At 58.1% G+C, this 14,975-nt stretch carries 17 protein-coding genes; all 17 read left to right on the plus strand.

The genetic code is table 11. From position 1 onward, the window contains the following. Positions 1-66 precede the first annotated feature (66 nt). The 17 genes from LXM96_RS11900 to LXM96_RS11980 all read left to right on the plus strand — a co-directional run bounded on the left by LXM96_RS11900 (position 67) and on the right by LXM96_RS11980 (position 14,968). Positions 67-738 (plus strand): response regulator transcription factor, encoded by a 672-nt coding sequence (locus LXM96_RS11900; RefSeq protein ID WP_239998715.1) that lies wholly within the window; start codon positions 67-69, stop codon positions 736-738. A 103-nt stretch (positions 739-841) separates the two neighbouring features. Next, a complete protein-coding gene (locus tag LXM96_RS11905; protein ID WP_239998716.1) occupies positions 842-2,056 on the plus strand; it encodes a flagellar hook protein FlgE in 1,215 nt (404 codons plus the stop codon). 28 nt (positions 2,057-2,084) lie between these two features. Next, positions 2,085-3,578: a flagellar hook-associated protein FlgK gene (flgK, locus tag LXM96_RS11910; RefSeq protein WP_239998717.1), complete on the plus strand. Its 1,494-nt coding sequence runs from the start codon at positions 2,085-2,087 to the stop codon at positions 3,576-3,578. A 3-nt stretch (positions 3,579-3,581) separates the two neighbouring features. After that, on the plus strand, positions 3,582-4,676 hold the full coding sequence (locus LXM96_RS11915; protein ID WP_239998718.1) for a flagellar hook-associated family protein: 1,095 nt from the start codon (positions 3,582-3,584) through the stop codon (positions 4,674-4,676). Between the two features lie 33 nt (positions 4,677-4,709). Then, positions 4,710-5,057, plus strand: coding sequence for a flagellar biosynthesis regulator FlaF (flaF, locus tag LXM96_RS11920; protein ID WP_239998719.1), 348 nt, complete (start codon positions 4,710-4,712; stop codon positions 5,055-5,057). After that, positions 5,054-5,503 carry a flagellar biosynthesis repressor FlbT gene (flbT, locus tag LXM96_RS11925; protein WP_239998720.1) on the plus strand — a complete coding sequence of 150 codons (450 nt, stop codon included), beginning with the start codon at positions 5,054-5,056 and terminating at the stop codon, positions 5,501-5,503. Before flaF ends, flbT begins: the two co-directional genes overlap by 4 nt. Beyond that, positions 5,494-6,000 (plus strand): flagellar hook assembly protein FlgD, encoded by a 507-nt coding sequence (gene flgD, locus LXM96_RS11930; RefSeq protein ID WP_239998721.1) that lies wholly within the window; start codon positions 5,494-5,496, stop codon positions 5,998-6,000. The genes flbT and flgD overlap by 10 nt, the downstream gene beginning before the upstream one ends. Before the next feature lie 41 nt (positions 6,001-6,041). Continuing rightward, the gene (gene fliQ, locus LXM96_RS11935) at positions 6,042-6,308 is read left to right on the plus strand and encodes a flagellar biosynthesis protein FliQ (protein ID WP_239998722.1); all 267 of its coding nucleotides are present in this window, start codon (positions 6,042-6,044) and stop codon (positions 6,306-6,308) included. 95 nt (positions 6,309-6,403) lie between these two features. Beyond that, positions 6,404-8,491: a flagellar biosynthesis protein FlhA gene (gene flhA, locus LXM96_RS11940; RefSeq protein ID WP_239998723.1), complete on the plus strand. Its 2,088-nt coding sequence runs from the start codon at positions 6,404-6,406 to the stop codon at positions 8,489-8,491. 26 nt (positions 8,492-8,517) lie between these two features. After that, positions 8,518-9,270 carry a flagellar biosynthetic protein FliR gene (gene fliR, locus LXM96_RS11945; protein WP_239998724.1) on the plus strand — a complete coding sequence of 251 codons (753 nt, stop codon included), beginning with the start codon at positions 8,518-8,520 and terminating at the stop codon, positions 9,268-9,270. Positions 9,271-9,277: 7 nt separating this feature from the next. Further along, the gene (locus LXM96_RS11950) at positions 9,278-9,691 is read left to right on the plus strand and encodes a hypothetical protein (protein ID WP_239998725.1); all 414 of its coding nucleotides are present in this window, start codon (positions 9,278-9,280) and stop codon (positions 9,689-9,691) included. Between the two features lie 123 nt (positions 9,692-9,814). Beyond that, positions 9,815-10,363 carry a rod-binding protein gene (locus LXM96_RS11955; protein ID WP_239998726.1) on the plus strand — a complete coding sequence of 183 codons (549 nt, stop codon included), beginning with the start codon at positions 9,815-9,817 and terminating at the stop codon, positions 10,361-10,363. Between the two features lie 33 nt (positions 10,364-10,396). Next, the gene (locus LXM96_RS11960) at positions 10,397-10,762 is read left to right on the plus strand and encodes a hypothetical protein (RefSeq protein WP_239998727.1); all 366 of its coding nucleotides are present in this window, start codon (positions 10,397-10,399) and stop codon (positions 10,760-10,762) included. Beyond that, positions 10,762-11,301, plus strand: coding sequence for a hypothetical protein (locus tag LXM96_RS11965; protein ID WP_239998728.1), 540 nt, complete (start codon positions 10,762-10,764; stop codon positions 11,299-11,301). Before LXM96_RS11960 ends, LXM96_RS11965 begins: the two co-directional genes overlap by 1 nt. Positions 11,302-11,439: 138 nt before the next feature. After that, on the plus strand, positions 11,440-12,339 hold the full coding sequence (gene folD, locus LXM96_RS11970) for a bifunctional methylenetetrahydrofolate dehydrogenase/methenyltetrahydrofolate cyclohydrolase FolD (RefSeq protein WP_239998729.1): 900 nt from the start codon (positions 11,440-11,442) through the stop codon (positions 12,337-12,339). 167 nt (positions 12,340-12,506) lie between these two features. Next, positions 12,507-13,868, plus strand: coding sequence for an ABC transporter substrate-binding protein (locus LXM96_RS11975; RefSeq protein WP_239998730.1), 1,362 nt, complete (start codon positions 12,507-12,509; stop codon positions 13,866-13,868). 86 nt (positions 13,869-13,954) lie between these two features. Then, positions 13,955-14,968: a carbohydrate ABC transporter permease gene (locus tag LXM96_RS11980; RefSeq protein ID WP_239998731.1), complete on the plus strand. Its 1,014-nt coding sequence runs from the start codon at positions 13,955-13,957 to the stop codon at positions 14,966-14,968. The last annotated feature ends 7 nt before the right edge of the window (positions 14,969-14,975 follow it).

Genomic DNA, 14,975 nt, shown 5'->3' on the forward strand with positions numbered 1-14,975 from the left:
GCCCGATTCCACCGATTCGTACCCATAGCTCCATCGAAACACCACAACTGATTCGGAGGCGGACGGATGATCGTAGTGGTTGATGAGCGTGAGCTCGTTAAGAATGGCTATACCTCCCTTTTTGGCCGAGAGGGCATCCCTTCGACGGGGTTTGATCCCGCGGAATTCTCGGAATGGGTCAATACGGCCGCAGACGGCGACATCAGTGCTGTTGAAGCCTTCCTGATCGGTCAGGGAGACTGCATGCTGGAGCTGCCGCGGACCATCCGCGACCGCTCGCAGGCCCCCGTGATCGCGGTCAGCGATCAGCCATCGTTGGATGCTACGCTCGCGCTTTTTGACAGCGGTGTGGACGACGTCGTGCGCAAGCCCGTCCACCCTCGCGAAATTCTCGCAAGGGCAGCCGCAATTCGGCGCCGACTGAAGGCGATTGCGAATTACACGGACGTTGGCCAGATCCGAGTTTTTTCCGACGGCCGCGATCCGGAGATTGCCGGCGACGTGTTCCCGCTGCCGCGCCGTGAACGTCGTATCCTGGAGTACTTGGTTGCCAATCGCGGCCGACGCGTATCCAAGACCCAGATCTTCAACGCGATCTACGGCATCTTCGACGAGGAAGTCGAAGAGAACGTGGTCGAGAGCCACATCAGCAAGCTGCGCAAGAAGCTGCGCAAGAAGCTCGGCTTTGATCCGGTCGATTCGAAGCGCTTCCTCGGCTACTGCATCGACTGGAGCTGAAGCTCTTCGATTTCCGCTCCTCCCTCAAGAAGCGGAAATCAGCCAGCCTCACGCAAGGCCCGCCACCTAGTCTCCCGGTACATAACTACAACGAGGATTTGCTATGAGCCTCTACGGAACCATGAGAACCGGCGTGTCCGGCATGAACGCCCAGGCAAACCGCCTGAGCACGGTGGGCGACAATATCGCCAATGCCTCCACCGCAGGCTACAAAAAGGCTTCGACGCAGTTTTCGTCGCTAGTCTTGCCGTCCGGGCAGGGGTCATACAACTCGGGCGGCGTCAACACCGCCGTTCGCTACTCAATTTCAGATCAAGGAACATTCAGCTACACCACGTCAGATACGGACCTTGCGATCAGCGGCCGAGGGTTCTTTATCGTCAACGGCTCCGATGGGGTTAACTACCTTACACGCGCCGGATCATTCCAGCAGCTCTCAGATGGTAGTCTCGTCAATTCAGCCGGTTTCAAGCTGATGGGCTACCCGTATAGTTCAACCGCCGATCCGACGATCGTCATCAATGGCTTTGAAGGCTTGAGTGAGATCAATCTGAAGAGCGGGGCGATGAGCACGACCCCTTCCTCTGCCGGTTACATTACCGCGAACCTCCCGGCAAATGAGGTCGTGGGATATACTAAGCCCACGTCACTCATTGCATATGATAGCCAAGGGAATAGCCGCAAGCTCGACTTCACCTACGAGAAGACCGCGGACAACACGTGGACCGTGTCAGCCTCTTACACCGATCCGGTGAGCGGAACGTCCCAGTCAGCGCTTGCGACGACCACGCTGGTGTTTGACGCAGCGGGTAAGCTGACTACCCCTGCTGGTGGCCTTGTGACCACAAGCGCCCTTACCATCGCAGGCGCAGAGCTCAACGCAATCGAAATCGACATCGCTGGAATGACGCAGCTGGGAAGTCCCTTCTCGTCAACGGGCGACATCAATGGCAGTGGCGCAAGCGCAGTTATCGGCTACGAAATCAGTAGCGATGGCATAGTAGCGCTTAAATATGAAAGTGGGGATCTTGTACCAAAGTTCAGGATTTCCATGGCTGACGTTCAGAGCCCTGATAAGCTGAAGCCGCTAGCAGGCAATGTTTACACCCAGAGCAACGACTCCGGCGTCATCGTCATGGGTTATGCCGGCAACGGCAGCTACGGCACCATCCTTTCGGGTGCGCTTGAGGACTCCAATGTCGACATCGCCGAAGAGCTGACCTCAATGATCGAGTCGCAGCGCAACTACACCGCCAACTCCAAGGTCTTTCAGACCGGTTCCGAACTTATGGAAGTTCTCGTCAACCTGAAAAGGTAACGGGTATTAGTTCCCAGAGGCAGTCAATATGACCCTTTCGTCAGCACTTTCTACGGCACAATCCATCCTCAGCAATACCGGTGTCCAGACCGGCGTCGTGTCGAAGAACATCTCCAACGCTCAGAGCCCCAACTACGTGCGGCGTTCGGCGGTGTTGACGACAGGTGGCAACGGGGCTCAGGTCGTCGCAATCAACCGTTCGCAGAACCAAGCGCTGCAGCGACAAACGATCGAGACGTCATCAATCTATAGCGGTCAGGCAGTTCTGTTGGCCGGCCTGCAGGAAATGAAGTCGTTGATGGGAGGGAACGACTACGAAACGTCTCCCTCCAACCTGATCGCGAACCTGCGCAACAGCCTTCAAACGTGGGCCAGCAAGCCCGGTGAGACAACGCTCGGGGCCACCGTTGTTTCGACCGCCCAAGATGTCGCCAATGGTCTGAATACTGCCTCTAGCGAGCTTCAGGCGATTCGCAAGCGTGCCGACGATGAGATCGCACAGAACGTCGATACGCTGAACCAACTTCTGTCGCAGTTCGAGACAGCCAACAACAAGGTGAAGCAGGAGGTGGCGGTCGGAGGCAATCCGAACGATGCCCTCGATGAGCGCGACACGCTGTTGAAACAGATCTCCGAGATCGTTGGCGTGACTTCGGTGGTGCGCGAAAACCAGGACATCGCGCTCTACACCTCTGAAGGAACGGTGCTGTTTGAGACCCTTGCTCGCACCGTAACCTTCACGCCCACAGTGGCTTATGGAGCCGCGACGGTTGGCAACGGTGTTTACATTGATGGGGTGGCCGTCAAAGCAGGGATAGGATCGGATACCAGCGCCAAAGGATCCTTGCAGGCCCTTCTTCAGATCCGCGATGAAGTTGCGCCGCTGTTCCAGAGCCAGCTCGATGAAGTCGCACGCGGGTTGATCGTGGCCTTTGCAGAGAGCGACCAGACCGTTGTTCCGCCTGCGGCACCTATCCTCGCTCCAGGACTGTTCACGTGGACTCCCTCGCCGGCGCCGGTTCCTCCTGCGCTCACCCCGATGCCTGCTGACGGGGTGGTGCAGCCTGGATTGGCCAGCCTCATCAAAGTCAACGCGGCCGTTATTCCGCCATCGGGCCAGCCCGAGCGGATTCGGGATGGGGGCATCAACGGTGCTGATTTCGTCCAGAATGCGACGGGTGCTAAGGGCTACTCCGAACTCCTCAACAAGCTCGACCAAGCCTTCGACACGAAGATCACCTTCGATGCGGAGACGGAAATCGGAGGGTCTCTTTCCCTTCAGGCCTTTGCTGCCGACTCCATGGGCTGGTTGGAGATGCGCCGGAGCACAGCAACCTCGGCAGGTGAAAACAAGCTGGCGATGCTCAGCCGGGCGACGGATGCCTATTCAAGCGAGACCGGCGTGAGCTTGGACGAAGAGCTCGCCCTGTTGCTCGACATCGAGCAGTCTTACAAGGCGGCAGCGAAGCTCATGTCGACGGTCGACACGATGATGCAGGCCCTGCTGGATGCAGCGAGATAAACGATGAAAACATCTTTCATTTCATCATTAAGTGTCCAGACGACAATGCGCTATGCCGTGGCGAAGGCGCAGAAGGACATGGTCGCGGCCCAGCAGGAGGTGACGACCGGTCGACATGCGGATGTGGGCGTCGCGCTTGGTGCGACGACGGCTCGGAGCCTGGACCTGACGCGTGACGTGCTGCGCATCAAGTCCATGCTGACCACCAACTCGCTGGCAACGCAGCGGCTTGAATCCTCGGAAGAAGCGCTTTCGAAGATGTCGGACCGGAGCCAGGATGTCATGAACGCGCTCATCACGCTCGGCGACAGCAAAGACGCGACGATGATTTCGACCTTCCAGACATCCATTCAAACGGCCTTGGAGACCGTTGTCGGCTTTGCAAATACCTCAGTGAATGGGGAGTACCTCTTCGCCGGCATCAACTCCGATGTGAAGCCTCTCGAAGATGTTTCGGAAGCCGATTCTGCTGCTCGCCAGGCGCTCGATCGCGAGCTCGACATCTTCCTCGCCGCACAGGTTCCGCCTGTCACCAAGGATCAGATGACCACGGCGCAAAGCGCTGCCTTCCTTACGAAGATGGAGAACATCTTCGCTGGGACCGAAGCGTTGACGCCAGTTCCCCCTGCGGTGGCCGGAGCGGACTTCTGGTCCACGTTTGTTTCCAACGCATCAGACACCAGCATGAAAAGCCGGGTCAGCCAGTCTGAAGTCCTCGACACATCTACGAGCGCGAACACGAAGGGGATGCGTGACTTCATGTTCACTGCCTTCGTTTCGGAGATGTTCATCAACACAGCGACTTCGGACGAAGGGCGTAGGGAAGCTGCAGCCAGAGCGATGAGTTACGTCGGCACGGCGAAGCTCGGGATCGATCAGGAGCGCACGAGGCTGGGTCTTTCGGCTGAGCGCGTCAAGAAGGCTGACGAGACGCTCCAGGCGCAGAAGAACATCATTGAGACTCACCTCAACGACCTTGAGTCCGTCGATGCCTACGAGGCTTCGACAAGGGTGAAGGGCCTCGAGGCTCTCATAGAGACGGCCTACACGCTTACATCCCGCCTGCAGCAGCTGAGCCTAGTTAACTTCCTTCGCTGAAGAAGGACGTTCGTGAAAATGAAGGATACATGAATGTACCAGTTTTCATACGCCGAGATCATGGAAGATGGCGTCGCTGACGCCAAGGACCGTGAGCGGCAGGCGCTGGATAGATCGATCGAACTGCTGACGAACGCCAGGAATGAGGGCGGCTACTCTCGATCGACGATCGAGGCAGTCTATTACACGCGGCGGGTATGGGTCAGCTTCATCGAAGATCTGAAGCAGCCAGAAAACGAGCTTGGCGCAGAGCTGCGCGCAAACCTCATCTCGATCGCCATCTGGGTTCTGAAGGAGTGCGAGCGGATCAGGAAGCGGCAGTCCAACAATTTCCAGGGCATCATCGACGTCACCACCATCATCAGGGATGGACTTAAATGAAAAGTACGTTGCGCATCTCGCTGAAGTCCGGCGAGCGAATCTTTATCAACGGCGCAGTGCTGCGCGTCGACCGCAAGGTGGCACTCGAGTTTCTCAACGACGTGACGTTCCTGCTCGAGAACCATGTTCTGCAGCCGGAGGATGCGACGACGCCGCTCCGCCAGCTCTATTTCATAGCGCAGATGATGCTGATCAATCCGGAAGGGAAGGATCAATCTCTGGCGCTCTTCCGCAAGTCGGTGAGCATGCTGCTCAACTGCTTCCAGAACGAGGAGATCCTCGCGGAGCTGAAGCGGATCGATGGCATGGTTGCCTCCGGAAGAGCCTTCGATGCGCTTAAGGCCATCCGCGGGCTGTACCCGACCGAGGATCGAATCCTGAACAATCAGGAGATGACGCCGGCGACGATCGAGCAGATCCGCAAGGAGATCGCTCCATGGCGGTAGATCCCGTATCCACCGCGGCCTCCAATCCGTGGGCGAACGCTGCTGCCACCACCAAGGACGCAGATAAGGCCGGGCTGAACTATGACAGCTTCCTGCGACTCCTTATCGCTCAGATGAAGAATCAGGATCCGACCGATCCGATGGATGCCAGCGAGCAGATGTCACAGCTGGCTTCGTTTTCTCAGGTCGAGCAGACGATCCAGACCAATTCACACCTGCGCAGCATGCTGCAGGCTGAGGCGCTGACGCGAGCCGGCGATCTTGTCGGCAAGTATGTCCAGAGCGCCGACGACAAAGTCATGGGCAAGATCAAGGAAGTCGAGGTCTATTCGGATGGCGTCATCGCTATCACGGACAAGAACGAGAAGGTCCTGCTGCAGGCTGGTGTTGTGATCTCCGACACGGAAATCACCGCAAAAACGCCGGCTAAGGATACGACGGCGGGCGACGCCGCCGGTGGCTCGACGGAAGACTCTTCCGGCGGTACAAACACCTGAACATTACCAAGGTCCGAATGATTCGGACCGGAGCAGGCGACATGAACGAAGCCGACGCCCTGGATATTATGCAGGCGGCGATCTGGACCATCCTCGTGGCATCAGGTCCCGCCGTCCTCACCGCCATGGTCGTGGGCGTGGGTATCGCCCTTCTGCAGGCACTGACGCAGGTGCAGGAAATGACCCTCACCTTCGTCCCCAAGATCGTCGCCATCATGGTGGCGATCGGGGTGACGGCGCCCTTCATCGGCGCGCAGATCAATCTCTTCGCAACACTGGTTTTTTCCAGGGTGCAGTCGGGCTTCTAGCCGCCCGGAGCCCACCCTCGCGCAAGCTTGCCGTTCTATGCAGGGGGTGAAATGGCAGATTTGTCTGCCCCATCTCATGAAGAGACGGATGTACCATGGCGCAACCACCTGCACTCGTATTACCCAAGGTCGCCCCTAACGGGCGGGACATCGGCTTTGCCGCCGGTATCATCGCCATCCTGTGCGTCCTGTTCCTGCCGATCCCGACTTTCCTGATCGACATGGGGCTGGCCTTCTCGATCGCCTTCTCCGTGCTGATCCTGATGGTGTCGCTGTGGATCCAGCGGCCACTCGACTTTTCGTCGTTCCCGACGATCCTGCTGATCTCGACGATGGTCAGGCTGTCACTCAACATCGCGACGACGCGCGTTATCCTGTCCAATGGTAACGAGGGACACGACGCCGCCGGCGGCGTCATTGCAGGGTTTGCAAGCCTCGTCATGTCCGGTGACTTCGTCATCGGCGTGATCGTCTTCATGATTCTTGTGACGGTCAACTTCATCGTTATCACGAAGGGTGCCACGCGTATTGCCGAAGTCGGCGCTCGCTTTACCCTCGATGCCATCCCTGGCAAGCAGATGTCGATCGACGCTGATCTGTCAGCCGGCATGATCGACGAGAAAGAGGCGCAGCGCCGCCGCTCCGAACTTGAGCAGGAAAGCTCCTTCTTCGGCGCCATGGACGGTGCTTCGAAATTCGTTCGTGGCGATGCCATCGCAGGCTTGATCATCACCGCGATCAATATCTTTGGTGGCATCATCATTGGCTACTTCCGCTACGGTATGGAAATCGGCGAAGCCGCAGATGTCTTCGTCAAGCTCTCGGTCGGCGATGGCATTGTTTCGCAGGTGCCCGCACTGGTCGTCTCGCTTGCAGCTGGTCTCCTCGTCTCCCGCGGGGGATCCACAGGTTCCACCGACAAGGCTGTATTGGACCAGCTTAGCGGTTATCCCCGTGCGCTGTTCATGTCGGCAGGGCTAATGGCCGTACTGGCCCTCGTCCCGGGCCTGCCGCTGCTGCCCTTCCTTGCCCTCGGTACGGTCATGGGTTTCGGTGCCTGGATCATTCCGCGTCGGCTAGAGGCCGAGAACCAGGTGCGCCGCGAGGACGAGGAAAAGAAGGTCGTCCAGACCAAGGAAGCGGAGAAGGACTCCGTCAAGAGTGCGCTTCGGACGGCGGAGATCGAGTTGGCGCTTGGGAAGCAGGTTTCAACCCGTCTGCTTGGAGCACATCAGGAACTTGCCTTCCGCGTCGGAAAAATGCGCAAGAAATTCGCGTCACAGTACGGCTTCGTCGTTCCCGAGATCAAGGTGACGGACGACATCATGATCCAGGAGAAATCCTATCAGATCCGCGTCCATGGTACGACGATCGCATCCAATACGCTGCGTGTGGGCGACGTGCTCGTCGTCACGGGGGCAGGGCGCAAGCCGAGCATCCCTGGCGACGAGATACGGGAGCCGGCTTTCGGCATGCCGGCGGTGTCGATCCTTGAGACTTTCGCTGAGGACCTGAAGCGTGAGGGCTTCCATCCGATCGACAACGTCTCTGTCGTCCTGACGCATCTGTCGGAGGTCATCCGCAACAACCTGCCGCAGTTGCTGTCCTACAAGGACGTCAAGATCCTCATCGACCGGCTGGATCCAGAATATAAGAAGCTGGCGGACGAGATTTGCTCCTCGCACATGTCCTATTCCGGCCTGCAGGCCGTGCTCAAGCTGCTGCTCGCCGAGCGCGTCTCTATTCGCAACCTGCACCTCATCCTCGAAGCGGTCGCTGAGCTTGCGCCACATGTCCGCAAGACGGAGCAGATTGTGGAGCACGTGCGAATCCGCATGTCGCAGCAGCTTTGCGGCGACCTCGCCGACAATGGGGTGCTGCGCGTGCTTCGTCTCGGCACCAAGTGGGACATGATCTTCCACCAGGCGCTCAAACGCGACGCAAAGGGTGAAGTCGTCGAGTTTGACATCGACCCGCGCAGCCTTGAAGAGTTCAGTGAGCAGGCAACGAAAGTTATCCGTGAATTCATGGACAAGGGACTGCCCTTCGTTCTTGTAACCTCGCCCGAAACCCGCTCCTATGTCCGCATGATCATCGAGCGGTTGTTTGCCACGCTTCCAGTCCTTTCCCACGTGGAGCTTGCCAAGGGTCTCGAGATCAAAATTTTGGGCGCCATCTCGTGATGACCGACCCGTAAGGGATCGTGCTGATGCTTCTCGACCCGCAAGGGACTATTCTCGCGCTGTTCCTAGCGTTCTGCCGCATGGGGGGGTGCATCATGGTGCTGCCCGGTTTCGGCAGTGCGCGAGTACCAACAAACGTGCGGCTGCTGGTAGCGGTGGCCGTTTCCATTGCGGTCTTGCCGCTGCTTTGGGACGTGATCTACCCACGCGCCTCGTCGCCTGGTCCGCTCTATGTCGGATTGGTCTTCAGCGAGACGGCCATCGGCGTTGTTTATGGCCTGATTGCGCGCCTTTATACGCTCGGAATGCAGTATGCTGGGGCGATCCTGACCATGTCGGTGGGGTTCAGCGCGCCGGGCGGCATGGACGTTCTGGAGGATACGTCCGAGAACCAGCTCACCAACCTGCTGAGCTTCAGCGCTCTCCTGATGCTGTTTATGCTCGATTTCCATCATGTGGTTTTCCGCGCGCTGGTCGAGTCATATGCTGCGACACCACTGGGCGACGTTATCGACTCGCAGAAGATGTTGATCACGTTGACCGATACGCTGCGAGCAACGACAGATCTCATGCTGCGTCTCGCTAGCCCCTTCTTGATCTATGGACTGATGTTCAATGTCGGCATCGGCCTCATCAACAAGCTTGCACCGCAGATTCCGGTCTTCTTCATCTCGACCCCCTTCCTGATTGCAGGGGGGATGTTCCTTCTTTATCTGTCGATTGCCGCATTTATTCGTCAGTTTGCTGACGGGTTTGCGACTGTCTTCCTGTCCTTCTGAGGTTGCCATGGCGGAGCAGGCCCGCTCTCAAAAATTAAAGCGTCTTGTGGCTGTTCAGCGCCATTTGGAGCAGATGGCGGAAAGCGAGCTGGCTGCGACGGCACGCCACCGCGCCGAGGTTGCGCAGTCAATGGAGGTGGTGATCGATGCCATTGGATCCATGGAGCCCGTGCATCGGCAGTTCTCGCAGCATTATGCCGAGCGGTTCGGGCGGTTGACGCTCAAGGAGCAACAACTCGAAAGCGTGCAGCAGATCCAGGAGAACAAGGTGCTCAAGGAGCGCACAAAGGCGGAGCGCCTGGAAGAGCACATGAAGGAGGCGCGGGATCTTGAAGATCGCGAAGCCGCCGACGAGGCGATTTATGATCTTCTCGAAATCACATTCTCCGCGCCAGCCTCCAGCAAGCTTCAGAGGTCATAGTCTTATCCACGGTATGACCGCTGCTCGTAGAGCGAAGGCGGAAATACGCATCAGATCAAGATGTTGTTGTGGCGCTGCAGCCAGTTTGGCTGCCGTGCTGCCTCCATTGCGAAAGGAACTGACGTGGCGATCTCACCTCCAAGTGACCTTGTCCTTGACGTGATAAGGGCGGCAGACCCTGCAGATGTGCAGGCTGCTCAGGCCAAACTGAAGGCGAACAAGGCGGCTTTCGCTGCCACCAGCCTGGCTGAGGCAGGCGCAGGATTTGGTGCCGCGGTCGACATCATCTCGCAGCCTGCAACCAAGGCAGGCCTGGCCAATGCGGTGGAGGGCCAGCAGACGGCGGGGATGCCGGACGAGTATCGTAAGTTCGAGGCTAGCATTCTGCAGAACTTCATCGGCTCTATGCTGCCGAGTGACAGCGAACAGGTATACGGCAAAGGCTCTGCCGGTGAGTTCTGGAAGAGCATGATGGCTGAGCAGATCGCCGAGAGCATGTCCAAGACAGGCGGCATTGGAATTGCCGAACAGATGTACTCGCAGGCACTCGCGAGAAGCGAAGGCAAGGTTGTGAACGCGACGACCGATGAGCAGGATCGCAGCCAGGCGATGAGGCTTATCACTGATTTTGAACGACAGGTTCTGGGCCTCTCGGCCGCCAAGGAAAGCTGAGGCCTGACAATGAACAGCACTGGGACAGGAAGCATGGAAGTCTTATCAAACGATCATCGCATCAAGACGGTGCTTGGTCGGCTTGAGATGATCGTTGACAATGAGAACCAGCGGATCGGTAGCGACCCGCAGTTCGATCTTAAGGTATCGAACGCGCACAAGAGTCGTTGCCTCTACGAGCTCACGATGCTGTTTCGCACCACCGACCCCCAGGAGCTGGCGGTCACGCACATCGACCAGATGCACACGCTGAAAGACAAGCTGGCGCTGAACGCACGGCGCGTGGAGGCGCACCTGCATGCGGTGCGTGCGGTGGCAGACCTTCTAAAGAACGCCGCCCGTGAAGCTGACGGCGACGGGACGTACACTCAGGAACAATTCCTCTACAGCGAGAACTGATGCTGAAGCTTCTGCTCACCGGCCTCTGGGTCTGCCTTGTCACGCTTGGCGCCGTATACATGTCCGTCCAGTGGTCGGCGCCGCCGCCGCCGGTCGACGAGGACGCGGCGCGCAAGGAAGCGCTTCAACTCGTCCGCGGAGAATCTCTGACCATACCTGTGATCTCCGACGGCGTGATCACAGGCTATTTCCTTGGTCGGTTCTCCTTCATGATGGACAAGGAGAAGATCAAGGGCGTCGATCTTCCGATGACGGAGTTTACAACGGACCAGTTGTATACGTTGCTGGTGGGCGACGAGATGATAGACCTGGGCAATCCAGGAGCCTTCGAGTTGGAAACCTTCCGAACCCGTCTCAAGGACGATCTCAACCGTCGGCTCGGTGAGGGGATGGTTGCCGAGGTGCTGGTGGAACAGCTGGACTTCCTCTCAAAGGAGGATATCCGGACGAATGTCGCCCGCGAGGGGAAGCGACCGGTTGCCGCAACAAAAATCGTGCAGGGCGTTGCCGTCGAAGAGGCGGCGCCAGCCGCACACTGAACGCTCATCGCGTTCCCCGCCAATCCTATTCCAGAAAACAGGCTTGAACTTGTCCGCAGAGCAACGGTAAGGCATGTCCGGGCGGGGCTGTCTCTGGCAATCTCGCCTGACCTTTGATCTGGATGAGGGGATATAGGCGTGGCGGACATCATCGACGGAAAGCTGGCCGCAGGATCGGTTATCGATACGGTCACCAAAGCCGCAAAGACGCTGGCGCAGGAAACCGGGTTGAGACCGGGTCTCGCGGTGGTTATCGTTGGCGACGATCCCGCCAGTCACTCGTACGTGAACTCTAAAAGCAAGATGGCGGAGCAATGCGGCTTCAATTCCGTTCAGCATAGCCTGCCGGAGACCACGACCCAGGAAGAGCTGGAGCGGCTTGTGGCGACGTTGAACGCCGACCCCGCGGTGCACGGGATTCTTGTACAACTACCTTTGCCGCGTCATCTGAAATCGGAGCCGGTCATCCAGTCGATTGTGCCGGAAAAGGATGTCGATGGACTGAGCGTTGTCAACGCAGGCAAGCTCGCCACCGGCGACCTTGCCTCAGGTCTCATTTCCTGCACTCCAGCAGGTGCGCTGATCCTCATCAACAAGATCCATGGCACTGATCTTTCCGGCTTGAATGCCGTCGTCATCGGCCGCTCCAATCTCTTCGGAAAGCCCATGGCGCTGCTCCTCTTGTCGGCAAATGCGACGGTTACCATGGCTCATTCGCGCAGCAAGGATCTCGCCGGAATCTGCCGCGGCGCCGACATTTTGGTCGCCGCTGTCGGACGGCCGCACATGGTGAAACGGGAATGGGTGAAGCCGGGGGCGACGGTAATAGATGTCGGCATCAATAGGGTCCCTGCGCCGGAGAAAGGGGAGGGGAAAACGAAAATCACCGGTGACGTCGCCTTTGAGGAGTGTGCGCAAGTGGCCGGGGCGATCACACCCGTTCCCGGAGGGGTCGGACCCATGACCATTGCAATGTTGATGGCGAACACCGTAGTTGCAGCTCACCGGGCCCTGGGGCGTCCTACTCCCACGTTCTAAGGGGGCAATTGGAGTCGTTGCCTCGGTATATTTTGAGCCTCTGATCGACACAGACCTCGTACGGTGAGGTCTTGACCTTCGCTCAACAAGGAACACCTTACTTCACATCAGGTGGGGGAAGTCACTGCTGTTGCGGGCTTCTCTAACGAGATGTGGGAGGTTTCGACATGAGAAGAACATTCTGGGGATGCGTTGGCGTTACAGCTCTGATCGCAGGAAGTGTCTCTGCGCAGCAATTGAAGTTCGAGCCGGGCGAGGAAGCACGCTTCAATTGGCAAAGCTTCGAGGAATTCAAAGCGGCCCATGGAGATCTTGAGGGACAAAGCCTGACACTGTTTGGCCCTTGGCGTGGTGAAGATGAAATCCTCTTCAACAGCGTTCTTGCGTATTTCAACGCGGCAACTGGCGTCGACGGTCGCTACTCATCTTCGGAGAATTATGAGCAGCAGATCGTCATCGATACGCAGGCAGGGTCTCCGCCGAATATCGCGATCATTCCTCAACCCGGACTTCTCGCCGATCTTGCCTCAAAGGGATTTTTGACGCCTCTCGGGGAAGAGAATGCAGAGTGGGTAAAGGAAAACTACGGTGCCGGCGAAAGCTGGGTCGGCTACGGGACCTATGAGGGCCAGGACGGCAGCGAGCACTTCTACGCCTTTCCCTACAAGGCGGACCTCAAGTCGCTCGTTTGGTATGTGCCGGAAAACTTCGAGGAAGCCGGCTACGAGATCCCGAAGACGATGGAGGAGCTGATCCAGCTCAGCGATCAGATCGTGGAAGATGGCGGCACCCCCTGGTGCATAGGTCTTGGCTCAGGCGGCGCGACCGGTTGGCCTGCCACGGACTGGGTGGAGGACATGATGCTACGCACTCAGTCACCGGACAACTACGACAAGTGGGTTTCCAATGAGATCAAGTTCGATGACCCGGCTGTCGTCGGCGCGATCGAAGAATTCGGTAAATTCGCAAAGAATGACGACTATGTCAGCGGCGGGGTAGCAGCAGTAACCTCCACCGACTTCCGGGACAGCCCAAAGGGGCTCTTCGACATTCCGCCGAAGTGCTATCTCCACCACCAGGCATCCTTCATTCCCTCATTCTTTCCCGAGGGGACGGAGGTTGGTGCGGATGCGGACTTCTTCTACATGCCCACTTACGCATCCAAGCCTGAACTCGGTACGCCGGTGCTGGGTGCAGGAACGTTGGTGGCCATTACAAAGGATTCACCCGCAGCACAGGCATTCATAGAGTTCCTGAAGACGCCGATTGCTCATGAAGTCTGGATGGCTCAAGCTGCCTTTCTTACGCCCTACAAGGGCGTGAACGTCGATGCCTATGCCAATGATCCGCTGAAGCGTCAGGGTGAAATCCTCACCACAGCCACTACCTTCCGTTTCGACGCATCCGACCTCATGCCCGGCAAGATCGGTGCCGGAGCCTTCTGGACCGGCATGATTGATTATGTCGGCGGCAAAGAAGCCGAGGCTGTCGCGGCCGATATCCAGCGCGCATGGGATGGCTTGAACTGAACAATTCGCGGGCCGTCGGTGCTGGCGGCCCGTTTGCGTTCAAGCAACAAAAGCAGAAACGGGTGCGGGGCTGAGGAGGGGACCACATGGCATCGCAGATGATATCGGCCATCGGCGTGGTGGTCGCTGGCGTATTCGCCTGTGCGTTGTACTACTGGTTGTCGGACAAGCTCCTCCAGGTCATTTTCCCTGTTTCGGACAGCAACATACAGGTGGCATCTCGCAACCTTAACCGAAGGAGCCTGGTTCGTCCGTGGCTATTCCTCGGTCCGGCACTGATGCTGCTTGGGGTTTATCTTATTTACCCAGTCATCGCGACCTTCATCCTGTCCTTCTACGACAGGTCGGGGGCGAATTTTGTCGGCCTCGCCAACTATCGCTGGGCGTTCTACGACGCCGGGTTCCGGCAATCCATCTTCAACAATCTCCTTTGGCTCGCGGTCGTGCCGGCAGTCTGCACCTTCTTCGGCCTTGTCATCGCGGTACTGACCGACAGGATCTGGTGGGGCAATATCGCAAAGAGCCTGATCTTCATGCCGATGGCCATCTCCTTCGTCGGCGCCTCCGTGATCTGGAAATTCATCTACGAGTATCGAGGCGGCAACGAGACCCAGATCGGCCTCCTCAACGCGATCGTCCAGTTCTTCGGCGGCGATCCGCAGGTCTGGATTGCGCTACCGTTCTGGAACAACTTCTTTCTCATGGTGATCCTGATCTGGATTCAGACGGGATTTGCCATGGTCATCCTGTCTGCGGCATTGCGCGGGATACCTGAGGAGACGATCGAGGCGGCCGTCATCGACGGCGCGAACGGGTGGCAGATCTTCTGGAAGATCATGGTGCCGCAGATCTGGGGAACGATCGCCGTAGTGTGGACGACGATCACGATCCTGGTGCTGAAGGTCTTCGACATCGTGCTGACGATGACGAACGGCCAGTGGGACACGATGGTCCTTGCCAATTTAATGTTCGACTGGATGTTCCGTGGCGGGGGAGATTCGGGACGGAGCGCGGTGATAGCGCTCGTGCTCATGGCTGCTGTCACTCCGATCATGATCTGGAACATCCGTCAGGCAAATCGTGAAACGGAAGGCCACTGACATGGCA

Origin of the sequence: Rhizobium halophilum (genome assembly GCF_021648825.1) — a bacterium.
Taxonomy (GTDB): Bacteria; Pseudomonadota; Alphaproteobacteria; order Rhizobiales; family Rhizobiaceae; genus Neorhizobium; species Neorhizobium halophilum.